We start from the raw sequence: 21,016 nt of genomic DNA, 5'->3' as shown, positions 1-21,016 counted from the left end.
TTGCCGATGGCGATCCGGTTGTCGGGTGCGTTGGATGTGGACGCGCTGCGTGCGGCGGTCGCCGATCTGGTGGCGCGGCACGAGGTGCTGCGGACCGTGTATCCGGAGACCGAATCGGGTCCGGTGCAGGTGATCCTGCCCGCCGGTGAGGCTGTGCCGCGTCTGCGGGTGCGCTCGGTTGCTCCGGGCGACGTGGTGGCCGCGGTGGCGGAGCTGGCGTCGGCCGGTTTCGATGTGACGGCCGAGGTGCCGTTGCGGGTGGCGCTGTTCCGGGTCGACGACACAACCGGTGTCGATAGCGACGGTGCGGCCGACGAGTTCGTGCTGGCGATGGTGGTGCACCACATCGCCGGTGACGGTTCCTCTGTGGGCCCGCTGACCCGGGACCTGATGACCGCCTACGCGGCCCGCTCAGCCGGTGAGACGCCGGGGTGGACGGCGTTGCCGGTGCAATACGCCGATTACGCGTTGTGGCAGCGTGAGTTGCTCGGTGACGAGGCCGATCCGGAATCGCTGTCCGCACGGCAGGTCGGGTACTGGCAGTCGGCGCTGGGCGGTGTGCCGGATCAACTGGATCTGCCGGCGGATCGGCCGCGTCCGGCGGTGCAGTCGTTCGCCGGCAGCCGGGTCCGGGTCGCCATCGGCGCCGAGACCCATGCCGGACTACAGCGGGTGGCGCAGCAGCAGGGCGCGACGTTGTTCATGGTCGTGCATTCGGCGCTGGCGGTGTTGCTGTCGCGGCTGTCGGGTACCGAGGACATCACGATCGGCACACCCGTCGCTGGTCGTGGCGAGCAGGCCCTGGACGATTTGATCGGTATGTTCGTGAACACTCTGGTGTTCCGGACGCAGCTCGATCTCGGTGAGTCCTTCGCCGACCTGTTGTCGCGGCAGCGGGAGACCGATATCGCGGCGTTCGCGCATGCGGATGTGCCGTTCGAGCGGCTGGTGGAGGTACTCAACCCGGCGCGTTCTACCGCGCGGCATCCGTTGTTCCAGGTGGGTTTCTCGTTCCAGAATCTGGCGCAGTCGAGTCTGGAACTGCCGGGCCTGACGGTGTCGGGTGTGGAGGTCGATACCGAGATCTCCCAGTTCGACCTGCATCTGATCGTCGCGGACGACTACGACGACACGGGCGCGCCGAACGGTGTGAGCGGTCACCTGACATATGCCACCGACCTGTTCGACCACGACACCGCACAGGAATTCGTGGATCGTTTCGCCCGCTTGCTGGATGAGATCGTCGCCGTCCCGCATATCGCGGTGGGGGAGCTCGATATCCTCGAGCCCGCGGAACGGACGGCTATCGCTGTCGCCCGTAATTCGACCGAGCGTCGGCTGGATTCGGCGGCGACGCTGGTGTCGTTGCTGGATGCGACGGTTGCGGCGGGCTCGGATGCGGTGGCGTTGGTCGCCGCGGATGGTTCTCGGGTTACTTATGGGGAGTTGGGTGCGCGGGTCAATCGGTTGGCCCGGTATCTGATCGCGGTGGGTGTGGGTCCGCAGGATCGGGTTGTGCTGGGGTTGCGGCGGTCGGTGGATCTGGTGGTCGCGATGTACGCGGTCGCCACGGCTGGTGGTGTGTATGTGCCGGTGGATCCTGATCAGCCTGCTGAGCGTACGGGTTATATCGTCGAGACGGCGGCACCGGTGTGTGTGCTGACCACCGCTGACGCCGGTATCGAAGGACTCGCTGACGGTGTGCCGTTGCTGACCGTCGACACCTTGGATATCAGTGGTTTCGATTCGTCGCCGGTGTCCGATGCCGAGCGGGTGGCGCCGTTGCGTGCGGCGGATACGGCGTATGTGATTTTCACGTCGGGTTCGACGGGTCGTCCGAAGGGTGTGGCGGTTCCGCATGCGGCGATCGTGAACCAGTTGCGGTATATCACTGCGGAGTTCGGGTTGGACTCGTCGGATGCGGTGTTGTTGAAGACTGCGGCGACGTTCGACTTGTCGGTGTGGGAATTCTGGCTCGCGGCTGTGTCCGGTGGCCGGATGGTGATCGCCGAGGTGGAGGGGCATCGGGATCCGTCGTATCTGAACGCGTTGATGGCTCGTGAGCGGGTGTCGACGTTGACGGTGGTGCCGTCGATGTTGGATGCCCTGCTGGGCACCGATGAGGGGCTCGCGGGTTCGTTGCGGCGGGTGCTGGCGATCGGTGAGGCGTTGCCGGCGGCGACGGCGCAGCGGATGCTGGCGGGGTTCCCGGCCGTCGAACTGTTCAATTTGTACGGTCCGACCGAGGCGGCGGTGTCGATCACCACGCATCGGGTGACCGAGGCCGACCGGGTATCGGTGCCGATCGGTGTGCCGCAGTGGAATTCGCGGGTGTACGTGCTGGACGCGCGGCTGGGACTCGTACCCGATGGTGTCGCGGGTGAGCTGTATCTGGCGGGCGACCAGTTGGCGGTCGGCTACTTCGGACGACCGGAGCTGAGCGCGGAACGGTTCGTGGCCGATCCGTTCGTGCCGGGGCAGCGGATGTACCGCACCGGCGATCTGGCGGCATTCGATCGTAACGGCGAGCTGGAGTATCGCGGACGCACCGACTTCCAGGTCAAGATTCGTGGTTTCCGGATCGAGCTCGGTGAGATCGAGGCGGCGCTACTGGCCCTGCCACAGATCGCGCAGACCGCGGTCGTGGCTTCCTCGGATCCGCGTACCGGGGATCGGCTGGTGGGCTACCTCGTACCCGCCGCCGGTGCCGGGGGCCTGGATACCGGCCGGATCCAGGCCGAGCTGGCGCGACGGTTGCCGTCGTACATGGTGCCTTCGGTGTTCGTGGAACTCGATGCGTTGCCGTTGAACGTGAACGGAAAGCTGGATCGTAAAGCCCTGCCGGAGCCGGTATTCGAAGCGCAGGAATTCCGTGCGCCCTCGACCCCGATCGAAGAGATCGTGGCGGGTGTCTACGCCGAGGTCCTCGGTGTGGACCGGGTCGGCGCCGACGATGATTTCTTCGCGCTCGGTGGTAACTCGCTCATCGCGACGCAGGTGGCGGCGCGTCTGGGCAAGGCGTTGGACGCCACCGTTCCCGTGCGGGCACTGTTCGAGGCTTCCACGGTGGCTGGTCTGGCCGTACGGGTGGAACAGCATGCCGGGTCCGGTGGACGTTCGGCGCTGGTGCCGCAGCCGCGCCCGCAGCATGTGCCGTTGTCGCTGGCGCAGCAGCGGATGTGGTTCCTGAACCGGTTCGATCAGCAGTCGCCGGCCTACAACATTCCGCTGGCCATCCGTTTGTCGGGTGAGCTGGACGTGAATGCGCTGCGAGAGGCTGTCGCGGATCTGCTGCAGCGGCACGAATCCCTGCGGACACGCTATCCGGTGGGTCCGGACGGCCTGCCGTACCAGGAGGTGCTGCCGGCCGATCAGGTGATCGGCGGCGGGCTCGAGATCGCGCCCACCGATGACGCGGTGGCCGGGATCACCGAGCTGATGTCGGCCGGTTTCGATGTGACGGCCGAGGTGCCGTTGCGGGTGGCGCTGTTCCGGGTCGAGGACACGGCAGGTGCCGGCGCCGCGGCGGACAGTGACAGCGCGGCCGGTGAGTTCGTGCTGGCGATGGTCATCCATCACATCGCCGGTGACGGTTCGTCGGTGGGCCCGCTGACCCGGGACTTGATGATCGGCTACGCCGCTCGTTCCGCTGGTGCGGCGCCCGGCTGGGCTCCGTTACCGGTGCAGTACGCCGACTACAGCATCTGGCAGCGTGAACTGCTCGGTGACGAAGCCGATCCGGAGTCGCTGGCGGCTCAGCAGGTGGGCTACTGGAAGTCGACTCTGGCGGGTGTGCCGGATCAGCTGGATCTTCCGGTCGATCGGCCGCGTCCGGCGGTGCAGTCTTTCGCGGGTAGCCGGGTCGAGGTCGCGGTCGATGCCGAGGTTCATGCCGGGTTGGTGCGGGTTGCGCAGGAGCGGAACGCGACGCTGTTCATGGTTGTGCATTCGGCGCTGGCGGTGTTGTTGTCGCGGTTGTCGGGTAGTGATGACGTCACGGTTGGTACGCCGGTCGCGGGTCGTGGTGAGCAGGCGCTCGATGGTTTGATCGGTATGTTCGTGAACACGTTGGTGTTCCGTACCGAGTTGGATCGTGGGGAGTCTTTCGCGGAGCTCTTGTCGCGGCAGCGGGAGGCCGATATCGCGGCGTTCGCGCATGCGGATGTGCCGTTCGAGCGGCTGGTGGAGGTACTCAACCCGGCGCGTTCTACCGCGCGGCATCCGTTGTTCCAGGTGGGCTTCACGTTCCAGAACCTCGCGCAGACGGTGCTGGAGCTCCCCGGTCTGACAGTTTCCGGGGTGGATTTCGATTCCGAGATCTCCCAGTTCGACCTGAACCTGATCATCGGCGATTCCTACGACACCACCGGTGCACCGGCTGGTGTGGCCGGGTACCTGACGTACGCCACCGCCCTGTTCGACCATGCCACCGTCCAGGGATTCGTGGATCGGTTCGCGCGGTTGTTGCGGGAGATCGTCGCGGCGCCGGAGACCGCGGTCGGTGATCTGGAGCTCTTGGCGCCGGTCGAGCGTGCGCAGGTGCTGGCGCAGTGGAACGCGACCGAGCATGCGGTGCCGGCGGGGTTGCTGCTGGACGGGTTCAATGCTGTGGCTGCTGCTCATCCGGATCGGGTGGCGATCTCGTTCGAGGGGACGAGTCTGTCCTATGGCGAGTTCGCGGGTCGGGTGAATCAGCTGGCGCGGTATCTGATCGCCGAAGGTGTGGGTCCGGAGACTTTGGTCGGGCTGCTGGTTTCGCGGTCGCTGGATCTGGTTGTCGGTATGTACGCCGTGGTTGCTGCGGGTGGTGCGTATGTGCCGTTGGATCCCGCGCATCCGGCGGAGCGGATCGGCTACATTCTGGATACGGCGGCACCGTTGTGTGTGTTGACCATGACGGCCGATGCCGGTGCGGTGCCCGAGGGTGCGGGTGTGCCGGTGTTGGCGTTGGACACCCTGGATGTGTCCGGGTACTCCGATGTCGAGGTGACCGATGCCGATCGTTGCGCGGTGTTGCGGTCGTCGAATACGGCGTATGTGATCTTCACGTCGGGTTCGACGGGTCGTCCGAAGGGTGTGGCGGTTCCGCATTCGGCGATCGGTAATCAGGTCGCGTGGATGCTGGATCAGTATCCGCTGGACGCTTCGGACGTCTATCTGCAGAAGACCGCGACGACGTTCGATGTGTCGTTGTGGGGTTATTTCCTGCCGTTGGCGGCGGGTGCTCATCTGGTGGTGGCGACTCCGGATGGTCATCGGGATACGGAGTATCTGGCTCGGACGATTGCCGAGTATCAGGTGACGGTGACCGATTTTGTGCCGTCGATGTTGTCGGTGTTCGCTGCGCATACTCCGGCGGAGTCGATCCGGAGTCTCGAGCATGTGTTCGTGATCGGTGAGGCGTTGCCGCCGGAGACGGTGACGGCGATGCACAGTATTTCTGATGCCGCGGTGCACAATTTGTATGGTCCGACCGAGGCTGCGGTGTCGATCACGTATTGGCAGGCGACCGGTGATGAGACCACGGGTGTGCCGATCGGTGTTCCGCAGTGGAACAGTCGTGTGTATGTGTTGGATTCGCGGTTGCGGCCGGTGCCTGCGGGTGTGGTGGGTGAGCTGTATCTCGCGGGTGATCAGTTGGCTCGTGGTTATGTGACGCGTCCGGATCTGTCGGCGGATCGGTTTGTGGCGAGTCCGTTCGATCCTGCGGGGCGGATGTATCGCACGGGTGATCTGGTGCGCTGGCAGCAGGTGGATGGCCTGCCGGTGCTCGAGTATTTGGGTCGTACTGATTTCCAGGTGAAGTTCCGTGGTCAGCGGATCGAGTTGGGTGAGATCGAGTCGGCGGTGTTGGCGCAGCCGGTGGTGAGTCAGGCTGTGGTGACGGTCGCGGCGTCGGATCTGGGTGAGCAGCTCGTTGCTTATGTGGTGCCTGCTCCGGGTGCGCAGGTTGTTTCCGGTGTGTTGCTGGATGCTTTGCGTGAGGTGCTGCCGGTTTATATGGTTCCGGCCGCGGTGGTCGTTCTCGATGCGTTCCCGTTGAACACCTCGGGGAAGTTGGATCGTAAGGCGTTGCCGGCGCCGGTGTTCGAGACGAAGGAGTTCCGGGCGCCGTCGACTCCGATCGAGGAGATTGTCGCGGGTGTGTTCGCCGAGGTGCTCGGTGTGCAGCGGGTCGGCTCGGATGATGATTTCTTCGCCCTGGGTGGTAATTCGCTGGTCGCGACCCAGGTCGCCGCGCGTCTAGGGACTGCGTTGGATACGCAGGTGCCGGTGCGGATGCTGTTCGAGGCTTCTACTGTGACCGCTTTGGCGGCTGCCGCCGAGACCGCCACCGGTCGCGGTGGTCTGCCGATACTGGCGCCGCGGGAGCGGCCGGAGCGGGTGCCGTTGTCGTTGGCGCAGCAGCGGATGTGGTTCCTGAACCGGTTCGACGACCGGTCCGCGGCCTATAACATCCCGCTGGCGATCCGGCTGTCCGGTGCACTCGACGTCGAGGCGCTGCGTGCGGCGGTCGCGGATGTGGTCGCCCGGCACGAGGTGCTGCGGACCGTGTATCCGGAGGTGGACGGTATCGGCCACCAGCAGGTGCTGCCCGCCGGTGAGGTGAGTTTCGAACTCATCGCCGAACCGGTCACCGAGACGGAACTGCCGGCGCGGGTGCTGCAGTTGGCCGGAGTGTTCTTCGATGTCACGGCCGAGTTGCCGTTCCAGGTGACACTGTTGCGTCTGGACGAGCACAACCATGTCGTCGTCCTCGTCGCGCATCACATCAGCTCCGACGGTTTCTCGCCGCGTCCGCTGTTGCGCGATCTCGTCGTCGCCTACACCGACCGCAGTCGCGGTGTGGTTCCCGGCTGGGAGCCGCTGGCGGTCCAGTACGCCGACTACACGCTCTGGCAGCGCGAGGTGCTGGGTTCGGAGGACGATCCCGAATCGGTCGCCGCCGAGCAGGTCGCCTACTGGAGCGAACAGCTGCGGGATCTGCCCGACCGGCTGGAACTGCCGACCGACCGGCCGCGCCCGGAAATCGCCTCCAATGCTGGTGCCGCCCATGACTTCGCGATCGATGCCACGCTGCGGGCCGGCCTCGAGAGCTTGGCCCGCTCGCACGGCACGACCCTGTTCATGGTCGTGCACGCGGCGCTCGCCGCCTGGGCGGGCCGGTTGTCCAGCAGTACCGATATCAGCATCGGTACCCCGATCGCCGGACGCGGTGAACAGGCCCTCGACGATCTGGTCGGCATGTTCGTCAACACCCTGGTCCTGCGTACCGAGGTGGCTCCGGGGACGACGTTCACCGATCTGCTGGCCGAGGTGCGCCGCACCGACCTCGCGGCCTTCGCGAACGCCGATGTCCCGTTCGAGCGGCTCGTCGATATCCTCAATCCGCGCCGTTCGCAGGCACATCACCCGCTGTTCCAGGTCGTCCTGGCCTTCGAGGCCGCTTCGGTGGCCGATACCGCGGCGGTGTCGCTCCCCGGGCTCGACCTCGGTGTCGTCGACTTCGAGACCGGCCAGTCGAAATTCGATCTCCAGCTGACGGTCGGCACCGAGGGGGCCGCGGACGGTGGCCTGCGGATGCAGTGGGCCTACGCCACCGATCTGTTCGATCCGGAAACCGTGGCAGGTTTCGCCGATCGTTTCGTGCGGATTCTGCGCGCGATCGTCGAGGTGCCCGAAACCGCGGTCGGTGATATCGATCTGCTCGGTGATACCGAGCGCCTGGATGTGGCACAGCGCTGGGTGAGATCCCGTGCCGACGCGGCCCCCGGCGTGTTCAGCATCGACGGTGTACCGGTCGATCGCCCGGAAACGGCCACCCTGGCCGGGCTGTTCGAGGCGGTTGCCGGGGAACATCCGCACCGGACCGCCGCGAAGTACGAGGGCGACCAGCTCACCTACGCCGAGTTGGAGCGCCGCGCGAATGTGCTGGCGCGCCGGTTGATCTCCGAGGGCGCCGGGCCGGAAACCCTCGTCGCGGTGTTGTTGCCACGTTCGCTGGATCTGGTGGTCGCACTGCTCGCGGTGATCAAGTCCGGTGCCGGCTACGTGCCGGTGGACCCGGACTATCCCGCCGAACGGATCGCCTACGTGCTCGAGGACGCGCGTCCGGCGACCGTGGTGCTGGATTCCTCGGTGCGGGTGGAACTGCCCAGTGGTATCTCGCGTGTGGTGATGGACGGTTACTCCGTAGAAGTCGGTGATATCGAGGACGCCGACGACGGTCCGATCACCGACGCCGATCGCCTCGCGCCCTTGCGGCCGGACAACACGGCCTACGTCATCTACACGTCCGGTTCCACCGGCCGCCCCAAGGGCGTCGCGGTGGCACACCGGAATGTGGTGCGACTGTTCGCCAATACCGAGCGCGAATTCGGTTTCGGCGCCGAGGATGTGTGGACCCTGTTCCACTCCTACGCCTTCGACTTCTCGGTCTGGGAGCTGTGGGGACCGCTGCTCTTCGGCGGCACCCTGGTGGTCGTCGACTACTACACCTCACGGTCGCCGCACCAGTTCCTGGAACTGCTGCGCACCGAACGGGTCACCGTGCTGAACCAGACGCCGTCGGCGTTCTATCAGCTGGCCGAGGCCGATCGCACCGCGGCGGCGGAGCGTCCGCTGGCGCTGCGGTACGTCGTATTCGGTGGTGAGGCACTGGAACTGCGCCGGCTCGCCGATTGGGTCGCCCGCCACGGTGACGGGACGACCGGACGTACCGCCCAGATCGGCGACCGGGAAACCGCCTCGCCGCTGCTGGTGAATATGTACGGCATCACCGAGACCACCGTGCACGTGTCCTACCGCGCGCTGGACGCGGAGACCATCGCCGGTGCGGCCGGCAGCGTGATCGGCCGGGCGCTGGGTGGGCTGAAGACCTACGTGCTGGACAACCGGCTCCAGCCGGTGCCGGTCGGGGTGGCGGGTGAGCTGTACGTGGCCGGCAGGCAGCTGTCCCGCGGCTACCTGGGCCGCCCGGATCTGACGGCCGCCCGTTTCGTGGCGAATCCGCTGGCCGAACCGGGTACACCCGGTGCCCGGCTCTACCGCTCCGGCGATCTCGCGCGCTGGAACCGTTTCGGCGAACTCGAATACCTCGGCCGCGCCGACGATCAGGTCAAGGTGCGCGGATTCCGGATCGAACTCGGCGAGATCGAGGCAGCGGTGCTCGCGCAGGCGGGTGTCGCGCAGGCCGCGGTCATCGTCCGCGAGGACAACCCGGGTGATCACCGGATCGTCGCGTATGTGGTGCCGGAAACCGGGACCGAGCTCGATACGGAGCAGATCCGCGAGGGCGCCGGCCGGCGGGTGCCGGCCTACATGGTGCCGTCCGCGCTCGTCGTGCTGGACCGGATCCCGTTGACCATCAACGGGAAACTGGATCGCCGGGCACTGCCCGCGCCGGTGTTCGAATCGGGTGGTTCCCGATCCGCGTCGACCCCGATCGAGGAGATCGTGGCCGGGGTCTTCGCGGAGGTTCTCGGTACCGAGCGGGTCGGCGCCGACGACGATTTCTTCGCCCTCGGCGGCAACTCGCTGATCGCGACCCAGGTGGCGGCCCGGATCGGGGCCGCACTCGATACCCAGGTCCCGGTGCGGATGCTGTTCGAGGATTCGACGGTGGCCGCGCTGGCGGCCCGGGTGGAGCAGCAGGCCGGTGCCGGTGGGCGTCCGGTACTCGCCGCGCGTCCCCGGCCCGAACGGCCGCCGCTGTCGCAGGCGCAGCAGCGGATGTGGTTCCTCAACCGGTTCGAACCGGAATCCGCGGTCGACAATATTCCGATCGTGCTGCGCTTGAGCGGCACGGTCGATATGGCGGCGCTGCTCCAGGCGGTGGCCGATGTGATCGCCCGGCACGAATCGCTGCGCACCGTGTATCCGTCCCACGACGGTGTCGGCTATCAGCAGGTGCTGCCACCGGAGCGGGCGGTTCCGGATGTGGAGGTCATCGAATCGCATCGGGCCGCGGTGTCGGGTGCCGAGCTCAGTGCCGAACTTTTCGCTTCGATCGCCGACTTCGTCGTCCGCGGATTCGATCTGACCGGTGAACTGCCGGTTCGTCTGCAGGTCTATCGCCTGGCCGAGGACGACCACGTGCTGGCCGGTGTGGTGCACCATATCGCCGCCGACGGTTTCTCGATGCGGCCGCTGAGCCGTGACCTGATGATCGCGTACTCGGCACGTTCGGCCGGTGCGGTTCCGGAATGGGAACCGATGGCCGTTCAGTACATCGACTACGCGATGTGGCAGCGTGAGGTTCTCGGTTCCGATGACGATCCGGCGTCGCTGGTCTCCCAGCAGCTGGACTTCTGGAAGGCCGAACTGGACGAACTGCCCGACGAGCTGCGGTTGTCCAGCCGGCCCCGTCCCGCGGTCGCCAGCGAACGGGCGGCGACGCACCGGTTCGCCGTGCCCGGTGAGGTGATCGACGAGTTGAACCTGGTCGCCCAGGCTCAGGGCGTCACGCTGTTCATGCTCGTGCACAGCACTTTCGCCACCCTGCTCGCCCGGCTCAGCGGAACCACCGATATCGCCATCGGTATCCCGGTCGCCGGCCGCGGCGAGCGGGTGCTCGACGAGTTGGTCGGCATGTTCGTCAACACGCTGGTGCTGCGGACCCGGATCGATATCGGCGCACCGTTCACCGATCTGCTCGCGCAGGTGCGTGATCGCGACCTGGCCGCGTTCGCGCATGCGGATGTCCCGTTCGAGCGCCTGGTCGAGGTCCTCAATCCGGTCCGTTCCCAGTCGCGTCAGCCGCTGTTCCAGGTGATGCTCGCGTTCCAGAACTTGGGCGAGAATCGGCTGGAACTGCCGGGTCTGACGATGACCGGGCTGGGTGTCGATATACCGACCACCAAATACGATATGTCGCTCACCATGAGCGAGGCCGTCACCGGTGGATCGGGCATGGATGCCGAGATCCTCTACGCCACAGACCTCTTCGACGACGAATTCGTATCCGAGTTCGGCCGCCGATTCGTGCGGGTGCTGCGCGCGGTGATCGCGGACGAGACGGTGCCGGTCGGCGATATCGAGCTCATGGCCCCGGCCGAACGGGCCCTGGTACTCGATCGATGGAACGCGACCGGTTTCCCGGTGGAGACCGCGCTCACCGAGACCCCGGGCAATGCCACCGCCACCCTGGTATCGCTGTTCGAGGCGCAGGTCGCCCGGACCCCGGACGAGATCGCGCTCACCTTCGAGGGGACGAATCTGTCCTACGCCGAGTTCGCGGGCCGGGTACACCGGCTGGCCCGCCGGCTCGTCGGGATGGGTGTCGGGCCCGAGGTGTACGTGGCGCTGGGTATGCAGCGATCGTTCGACCTCGTTGTCGGGATGTACGCGGTGGTCGTGGCCGGTGGCGCGTATGTGCCGCTGGATCCGGATCAGCCGGTGGAACGGCTCGGGTACATCCTCGAGACCGCTCGCCCGGCGTGTGTGCTCACCGCCGGTGACGATCTGGATCCGGTGATCGAGCGGCAGGTGCGGATCGATCAGCTGGATCTGGCCGAGTTCTCGGATGCCCCGCTCACCGATGCGGACCGGCTGCGGCCACTGCGTTCGGGCAACACCGCGTACGTGATCTTCACCTCCGGCTCGACCGGCCGCCCCAAGGGCGTCGCGGTGGCGCACGGGGCGATCGTGAACTGCTTGGTGGGCACCCACGCGCGCTACGGCATGGCGGCGGCCGATGTCATGTTGCAGCGCGCACCGGTCACCTTCGACGCCTCGGTCCGGGAGTTCTTCCTGCCGTTGCAGGTGGGTGCTCGCCTCGTGGTCGCTCGTCCGGACGGACACCGTGACCCCGGCTATCTCGCCGGGATCATCGAGTCCGAGGGTGTCACGACGGCGCAGTTCGTACCGTCGATGCTGTCGGTCATCATGGCCGAAACCGGCCCCGAGGCGTGGTCGAGTCTGCGCCACATCATCGTCGGCGGCGAGGCGCTGCCCAATGACATTCCGCGACGGTTGCGGAAGCTGACCAACGCCCGGCTGCACAACCTGTACGGCCCCACCGAGGCCACGGTCGACCTGATCTACCACGAAGTGACCGAGGCCGATACGGTCTCGGTGCCGATCGGCGTGCCGGCGTTCAACACTCAGGCCTACGTGCTGGACGGCCGGTTGCGGCCGGTCCCGCCGGGGGTTCCCGGCGAGCTCTACCTGGCCGGCGCGCAGCTGGCGCAGGGGTATGTGGATCGTCCCGATCTGACCTTCGACCGGTTCGTGGCGAACCCGTTCGGTGCCGGCGAACGGATGTACCGGACCGGCGATCTGGTTCGCTGGAACCTCGACGGCGAGCTCGAATACCTGGGTCGCACCGACTTCCAGGTGAAGCTGCGCGGTCTGCGGATCGAGCTCGGTGAGATCGAGTCGGCGCTGATCGGTGTGGACGAGATCGCCCAGGCGGTGGTGGTCATGCGCACCGATGAGCACACCGGTGACCAGCTGGTGGCCTATCTCGTACCGGATACCGGCCGGGCGATCGATCCGGAAGCCGTGAAGACCGCACTGCGTGCCGAACTCCCGGCCTATATGGTGCCCGCGGCCTTCGTGGTGCTCGACGCGTTCCCGATGAACGTCTCCGGGAAACTGGACCGCAAGTTGCTGCCGGCGCCGGTGTTCGAGGCGCGGGTGTTCCGGGCGCCGTCGACCCCGATCGAGGAGGTTGTGGCATCGACGTTCGCCGACGTGCTCGGTCTGCAGCGGGTCGGTGCGGACGACGATTTCTTCGAACTGGGTGGTAACTCGCTGGTCGCGACGCAGGTCGCGGCGCGTATCGGTGCCGCGCTCGACGTCCGGGTGCCGGTGCGGGCGTTGTTCGAGGCGCCGACGGTGGCAGCGTTGGCCGTGCGGGTCGAGCAGACCGGTGAGAAAGCGCGCCCGGCACTGGAGGCAGGGCCGCGGCCCGAACTGGTGCCGTTGTCGTTCGCGCAGCAGCGGATGTGGTTCCTGAACCAGTACGACACGTCGTCGGTGGCCTACAACCTGCCGATGGCGATCCGGCTCTCGGGTGAGCTGGACGTGGTGGCGCTGCGGGCCGCGCTGGCCGATGTGCTGTGGCGGCACGAATCGCTGCGCACCTACTTCCCGGAGCGCTCCGAGAAGCCGGTGCAGGTGATCGTGCCCGCGGATCAGGTCGATCTGGGGCTGGAAACGGTCGCGGTCACCGCGGACGAGCTGCCCGCCGCGATCGCGGAGTTCGTGGGTGTCGGTTTCGATGTGTCCGTGGCCCCGCCGTTGCGGACCCGATTGCTCGAGGTGACGCCGCGCGAATTCGTGCTGGTCGTGGTGGTGCACCACATCTCCGGTGACGGTTTCTCGATGGCCCCGCTGGCCCGCGATGTGATGACCGCGTACGCGGCGCGGGTCCGGGATCTCGAGCCGGGCTGGGATCTGCTGCCGGTCCAGTACGCGGACTTCACGCTGTGGCAGCGGCGGGTGCTGGGCGCCGAGGACGATCCGGCTTCGCCGATGGCGCGGCAGATCGCTTTCTGGAAGCGCACTCTCGCCGGTGTTCCCGACGAGCTGGCACTGCCGGCGGACCGGCCGCGTCCGGCGGTCGCGTCGATGCGCGGTGCGACGGTGAGCGGTGAGTTGTCCGCCGAGCTCGTCGGGGACCTGGATGCGCTGGCGCGTCGCCGTAATGCCTCGATGTTCATGGTGTTCCATGCGGCGCTGGCGGCGTTGCTGGCGCGGTTGTCCGGTAGCGACGACGTCGCGATCGGTACGCCGATCGCGGGTCGTGGTGAGCGAGCTCTGGACGATCTGGTCGGCATGTTCGTCAACACGTTGGTGTTGCGGACGAGTGTCGGCTCGGGTGAGTCGTTCGCGGAGTTGCTGGATCGGGCACGACAGACCGATCTCGACGCGTTCGGTAATGCCGATGTGCCGTTCGAGCGGTTGGTGGATCTGCTGGCGCCGGAGCGTTCGCAGGCGCGTAACCCGCTGTTCCAGGTGGCGCTGTCGCTGCAGAATCAGGAACAGGCGGTGCTGGACCTGGCGGGCCTGGAGGTCTCCGGTGTAGAACTCGCCGACGACGTGGCCCGCTTCGATCTGCAGTTCACGCTGGCCGAGAACGGGTCCGGTGGGATGACCCTGTTCCTGAACTACGCCACCGATCTGTTCGACGAGGCGACCATCCGCACCATGATTACCCGGTTCCGGTGGTTGCTGGCCGCGGTGGCCGCCGACCCGGACGTGGTGCTGGGCGCGGTGGAGATTCTGGACGAGGCCGAGCGCGGCGAGATCCTCGCTCGTTCGGGTGGTCCGGCGGTGCCGGCGCGGACGTTGCCGGAGTTGCTGGCTGCGGCGGTGGCGGTGGATCCGTCGGCGCCGGCGGTGGTGTTCGAGGGTGTCCGGTATTCCTATGGTGAGTTCGACGAGCGGTCGAACCGGTTGGCGCAGGTGTTGATCGAGCGTTGCCTGGGTGCTGAGGATCTGGTGGCGGTGGCGATGCCGCGGTCGGCGGATTCGGTGCTGGCCGAATGGGCTGTGACGAAGTCGGGTGCGGCGTTCTTGCCGGTCGACCCGACGTATCCGGCGGATCGTATCGCGCATATGTTGTCCGATTCCGGTGCACCGGTGGGTATCACGGTGTCGTCGGTGCGGGCGGAGTTGCCGGATTCGGTGGATTGGCTGGTCCTCGACGAGCTCGCGCTCGAGGGGTATCCGGGTGATCCGATCACGGATGCGGATCGGGTGTGGCCGTTGACTCCGGCGAGTCCGGCGTATGTCATCTACACCTCGGGTTCGACGGGTGTGCCCAAGGGTGTGGTCGTCACGCATGCGGGTTTGGCGAATTTCAGTGCTGAGCAGGTGGAGCGTTACCGGTTGACCGCGGATTCGCGGGCGCTGGCCTTTGCGTCGCCGTCGTTCGATGCGTCGATCTTGGAACTGTTGCTTGCTGTGGGTTCGGCGGGTGCGCTGGTTGTGGTGCCGACGGGTACCTATGGTGGCGCTGAGTTGGGTGAGTTGATCGCTCGTGAAGGTGTCACGGTCGGTTTGATCACGCCGTCGGTGCTGGCCTCGCTGGATCCGGCCGATCTCGCCGGTATGGAAGTGATCATCGCCGGTGGTGAGGCCATCTCGGCGGACCTCGTCGCGAAATGGTCGACGGTCCCCGAAGGTGGGTCGCAGCGTCGGTTCCATAATGCTTATGGTCCGACCGAGGCGACGGTCGCGACGAATATCAGTGGTGTGTTGTTGCCGGGTGATCCGGTGACGATCGGTGGTCCGGTGCGGGGTATGCGTGCGCTGGTGCTGGATGACCGGTTGAATCCGGTGCCGGAGGGTGTGGCCGGTGAGTTGTATGTCGGTGGTGTCCAGTTGGCGCGTGGTTATCACGCGCGGGTGGGTTTGACTGCTGAGCGTTTTGTGGCCGATCCGTTCGGTGAGCCGGGGTCGCGGTTGTATCGCACGGGTGACATTGTGCGGTGGCAGCGCGACGCGGCTGGTGATCCGGCGGTGGAGTATGTGGGCCGTAACGATTTCCAGGTCAAGGTTCGTGGTTTCCGGATCGAGCTGGGTGAGATCGACGCGGCGCTGACCGCGCACGAGACCGTGGACTTCGCGGTCACCACCGGGCACAAGAACGCCGCGGGCGCGGTATCGCTGGTGTCGTATGTGGTGGCCGCACCGGGCCGTTCGATCGACGTCGCCGAATTGCGCGAGTACGTCGGGCAGCGGTTGCCGTCGTACATGGTGCCGGCGTCGGTCATGGTGATCGACGAGATCCCGCTGACCCCGGCCGGGAAGCTGGATCGTAAGGCGCTGCCGGAGCCTGCTTTCGAGGTGCGGAAGTTCCGGGCGCCGTCCACACCGGTCGAGGAGACCGTGGCACGCGTGCTCGCCGATGTTCTCGATGTGGAACGAGTCGGCGCGGATGACGATTTCTTCGCGCTCGGCGGCAATTCGCTGATGGCGACCCAGGTCGTGGCGCGGCTGGGTGCGGCGTTGAACACCCAGGTGCCGGTCCGGGTGCTGTTCGAGGCATCCGTTGTCAGCACGCTGGCCGCCCGGCTCGAAGAGCAGGTCGGTTCCGGCGGACGTCCGGCGCTGGTGCCGCAACCGCGACCGACTCGGGTGCTGCCGTCGGGGGAGGTCGTGGAGCGGATCCCGCTGTCCCTGGCGCAGCAGCGGATGTGGTTCCTGAACTGGTTCGATTCCGGTTCGAAGGCCTACAACATCCCGATGGTCATCCGGTTGACCGGGCAGCTGGACATTCCGGCGTTGCGGCAGGCGGTCGGTGATCTGGTCGCGCGGCACGAGGTGTTGCGGACGGTGTACCCGGAGACCGAATCCGGTCCGATGCAGGTGATTCTGCCGGTGTCGGGCGCGGTACCGGAGCTGGACGTGCGCCCGGTGGCCGCGGACGCGGTCGAGACCACGGTGTTCGAGCTGATGGCGGTGTCCTTCGATGTCGCCGAACGGGTGCCGGTGCGGCTGACATTGCTGCGTATCGACGGCGCCGCGGACGAATACGTCCTCGCCGCGGTCGTGCACCATATCGCCGGCGACGGTTTGTCGGTACAGCCGCTGACCCGGGATCTGATGACCGCGTACGCCGCGCGGGCAGCGGGTGCGGCCCCGCACTGGGCGCCGTTGCCGGTCCAGTACGCCGATTACGCGATCTGGCAGCGTGCGGTGCTGGGCGATGAGGGCGATCGGGAGTCCCTGGCGGCCGAGCAGATCGACTACTGGCGGTCGGCGTTGGCCGATATTCCGGATCAGCTGGACCTGCCGGTGGATCATCCACGCCCGGAGAAGCAGTCGTTCGCCGGTGGTCGCGTGGCGATCGATATCGATGCCGAGATCCATGCCGGTTTGCTGCGGTTGGCACAGCAACACGGCACAACCCTGTTCATGGTGGTGCATTCCGCGTGGGCGGTGTTGTTGTCGCGGCTGTCGGGCACCGACGACATCGTGATCGGTACGCCGGTGGCCGGTCGTGGTGAGCAGGCGCTCGACGATCTGATCGGTATGTTCGTCAACACGCTGGTGTTGCGGACCCAGGTGGATCGCGGCGCGGCGTTCGCGGATCTGCTGGCGCGGCAGCGGCAGGTGGATATCCAGGCATTCGCGCATGCGGATGTGCCGTTCGAGCGTCTGGTGGAAGCGCTCGACCCGGAACGATCGACCGCACGGAATCCGTTGTTCCAGGTCGGGTTCACGTTCCAGAACATGGCGCAATCGAGCCTGGAATTGCCGGGGTTGACGGTATCGGGCATCGATGCCGATATCGCGGTCTCGCAGTACGACCTGAACCTCACCCTGGGTGAGGTCTACGACGCCACGGGCACGGCCGAAGGTATGAGCGGTCAGCTGACCTTCGCCACGGATCTGTTCGAGGCGGATACCGTCGAGACCTTCGCCGATCGGTTCGTGCGCATACTGCGCGCGGTTGCCGACGATCCGCGGAGCCTGGTCGGTGATATCGATGTGCTCGGTGATATCGAGCGGTCGAATGTGCTGCGTCATTGGGTGAGTACGCGTGCCGATGCCGGCGCCGGAGTGTTCACCGTCGACGGAGATCCGGTCGATGAGGCGGAAACGGCCACTCTCGCCAGTCTTTTCGATGCGGTCGCCGCCGTGCACGCGCAGCGGACCGCGGTGAAGTTCGAATCCGATCGACTCACCTACGCCGAGTTGGACCGGCGGGCGAATATCCTGGCGCGGCGGTTGATCGCCGCGGGGGCCGGTCCGGAATCCCTGGTGGCGGTGTTGCTGCCCCGTTCGCTGGATCTGGTGGTGGCACTGCTGGCGGTGATCAAATCGGGCGCCGGTTATGTGCCCGTGGATCCCGACTCGCCGGCCGAGCGGATCGCGTATGTGCTCGCCGATGCCCGTCCGGAGGCGGTGGTCCGGGATGCCACGGTGACGGCGGATCTGCCCAGGGACCTGCCGCAGGTGATGGTGGACGGTTCCGGTGGCGATATCAGCGACGCGCCGATCACCGACGATGATCGGCTCGCGCCGCTGCGTCCGGACAACACCGCCTATGTCATCTACACCTCCGGCTCGACCGGCCGCCCGAAGGGCGTAGCGGTGGCCCATCGCAATGTGGTGCGGTTGTTCGCCAACACCGATCGTGAGTTCGGTTTCGGGCCCGACGATGTGTGGACACTGTTCCACTCCTACGCCTTCGATTTCTCGGTGTGGGAGCTGTGGGGCCCGCTGCTGTTCGGCGGGACTTCGGTGGTGGTGGATTACTACACGACACGTTCGCCGGAGCAGTTCCTGGAGTTGTTGCGCGCCGAGCGGGTGACGGTACTGAACCAGACTCCGTCGGCGTTCTATCAGCTGGCCGAGGCCGATCGGGCCGCGGCCGGCGATGCCACCGCGCTCGCGCTGCGCTATGTGATCTTCGGTGGTGAGGCGCTGGAGTTGCGTCGACTTGCCGATTGGGTCGCCCGGCACGGGGACGGTACGAACGGCCGGACCCGGGTGCTCGGTGGCCGGGAGACGGCGTCACCGGTCCTGGTGAACATGTACGGCATCACCGAGACCACTGTGCACGTGTCCTACCGTGCGCTGGACGCCGCTGTTGTCGCCGAGGCGGCCGGTAGTGTCGTCGGCCGGGCGCTGGCGGGGCTGAAGACCTATGTGCTGGACAACCGGTTGCAGCCGGTTCCGGTCGGGGTGCCGGGTGAGTTGTATGTGTCCGGTGGGCAGCTCTCGCGTGGTTATCTGGGCCGGCCGGAGCTTTCGGCGGCGCGTTTCGTGGCCGATCCGTTCGGTGCGCCCGGTGCGCGCCTGTATCGGTCCGGTGACGTCGCGCGCTGGAATCGTTTCGGTGAGCTCGAGTATCTGGGGCGTTCGGACGACCAGGTCAAGATCCGTGGGTTCCGGATCGAGCTCGGTGAGATCGAAGACGCTGTGCTCGCTCTGCCCGGTATCGCGCAGGGCGCCGTGATCGTCCGGGAAGATCGCCCCGGTGATCAGCGGATCGTCGCCTATGTGGTGCCCGAGCCCGGTACCGAGCTCGATCCGGACGCTGTGCGCGACGGCACGGCCACGCGGCTCCCCTCGTACATGGTTCCCTCCGCGGTGGTCGCGCTGGACCGGATTCCGTTGACCATCAACGGAAAACTGGACCGGAAGGCATTGCCGGAACCGGTTTTCGCCACCGGCGCGGCGTTCCGTGGTCCGCGTAATCCCATGGAGCAGATCGTCGCCGAGGTGTTCGCCGAGGTGCTGGGTGTGGACCGGGTGGGTGTGGACGATTCGTTCTTCGCCCTCGGCGGCGACAGCATCGTCTCTATTCAGCTCGTGTCCCGGGCGAAAGCGCGCGGGGTGGTGTTCACGCCGCGCCAGGTGTTCGAACAGCGCACGGTGGCCGGCCTGGCGGCTGTTGCCGAGGCCGGGGAAGCCGCTGAAGGTGTGCTGTCGTTGCCCGAGTTGCCCGGTGGCGGGGTCGGTCGGCTGCCGCTCACATCGATCGTGCGGTTCATGGTCGAACGGCGCGGTTCCTATGGCCGGTACCACCAGTTGACGACGTTGAGCCTGCCGGTCGGCGTCACCCGGGCGACCATCGCCGCGGTGCTGGGACCGGTGCTGGACCGGCACGATATGTTGCGGGCACGGCTGATCGCCGAGGACGGCGAGTGGTTCGTCGAAACGGCCGAACCGGGGTCGGTCGATGTGGACGCGCTGATCGATCACACGGTGTTCGATGCCACCGCCGATGAGCAGCGGCTACTCGAAACAGCCCAGGCCGCTGTCGATTCCACGCTGGATCGGCTCGATCCCGGCACCGGCGTGGTGGTCCGGTTCGTCTGGCTGGAACCGGATACCGCCGACCGAGCGGGGTACCTGGTCGTCGTCGCGCATCACATGGTGGTCGATGGGGTGTCCTGGCGCGTGCTGACTCCCGATTTCCTGCTGTCCGCTGGTGCGCACAGTGCCGGGCAGGAGCCGGAACTGTCGGCGCCCAGCACTTCGATGCGGACCTGGGCGCATGCGCTCGAGGAGCATGCGCACAGCCCGGAGCGGGTCGCGGAACTGGAGTACTGGCAGACCGTGGCCGGTACCGCCGATCCACTGCTGACCAGCCGCGCGATGGATCCGGTGGTCGATACCGCCGCGGCGGTCGATATCCATTCGGTGGAGGTGTCGCCGGAAGTCACCCAGGCGTTGCTCACCACCGTGCCGAAGTTGTTCCACGGCGGTGTGAACGACGGCCTGCTCACCGCACTCGTACTCGCCACCACCACGTGGCGGGCCCGTCGGGTGCCCGGGGCCGCGGCCGAGGATCCGCTGCTGGTCCGGCTCGAGGGCCACGGTCGTGAGGAAGAGGTCGTGCCCGGGGCCGATCTGTCCCGCACGGTCGGCTGGTTCACCACGATCTTCCCGGTGCGGTTCGCGCCGGCCGGCGATATCGAGGATGCGCTCGCCGGGGGACCGGCACTGGGCGCGGTGCTCAAGTCGGTGAAGGAACAGCTGCTCGCGGTGCCGGACAAGGGGATCGGTTACGGTCTGCTGCGTTATATGAACCGCGCGACCGCGGGCCGGCTGCCGGTCACACTGCCGGGACAGGTGAGTTTCAACTATCTGGGCCGATTCGGCGCGGGCGAGATCTCCGCGGAAATGCGTGATTTCGGCTGGTGGCAGACGAACGATCTGGTCGTCGTCGGGGCATTCGATACGGATATGCCGGCTATGGCACCACTGGATATCAATGCCGCAGTGATCGGCGGGAAGCTGACCGCGCGGATCGGGTATCCGTCGACGTTGCTGACGGCCGATGAGGTTCGCGAGTTCGGTGCGCTGTGGGCGCGGGCGCTGGAAGCGGTCGCTCGCCATGCGAATTCCGCGGAGGCCGGTGGGCACACCTCATCCGATTTCGGTCTGGTCGCACTGTCGCAGGCCGATATCGAGGGAATCGAGCGGCGATTCCCGATGCCGGTCGCCGATGTGTGGTCGCTGTCCTCGATGCAGGCCGGGATGTGGTTCCACGCGCAGCTGGCCGCGGAGTCCGTGGATGTCTACACCGCGCAGGTGGTGCTGACGC

1 protein-coding gene (cut by a window edge) is annotated in these 21,016 nt (G+C 66.7%); it reads left to right on the top strand.

Features of this window, described 5'->3' with window-relative positions:
• Positions 1-21,016 carry part of the coding region annotated (locus IEY68_RS33365) for a non-ribosomal peptide synthase/polyketide synthase (protein WP_189094632.1) on the top strand (this coding region is incomplete at its 5' end). 19,526 nt of the annotated region lie beyond the right edge of the window, so 21,016 of the 40,542 annotated nt are shown.

The organism is Nocardia jinanensis, assembly GCF_014645735.1.
In the GTDB taxonomy this organism is placed as follows: domain Bacteria; phylum Actinomycetota; class Actinomycetes; order Mycobacteriales; family Mycobacteriaceae; genus Nocardia; species Nocardia jinanensis.
This window is presented reverse-complemented; position numbering and strand designations above follow the sequence as displayed.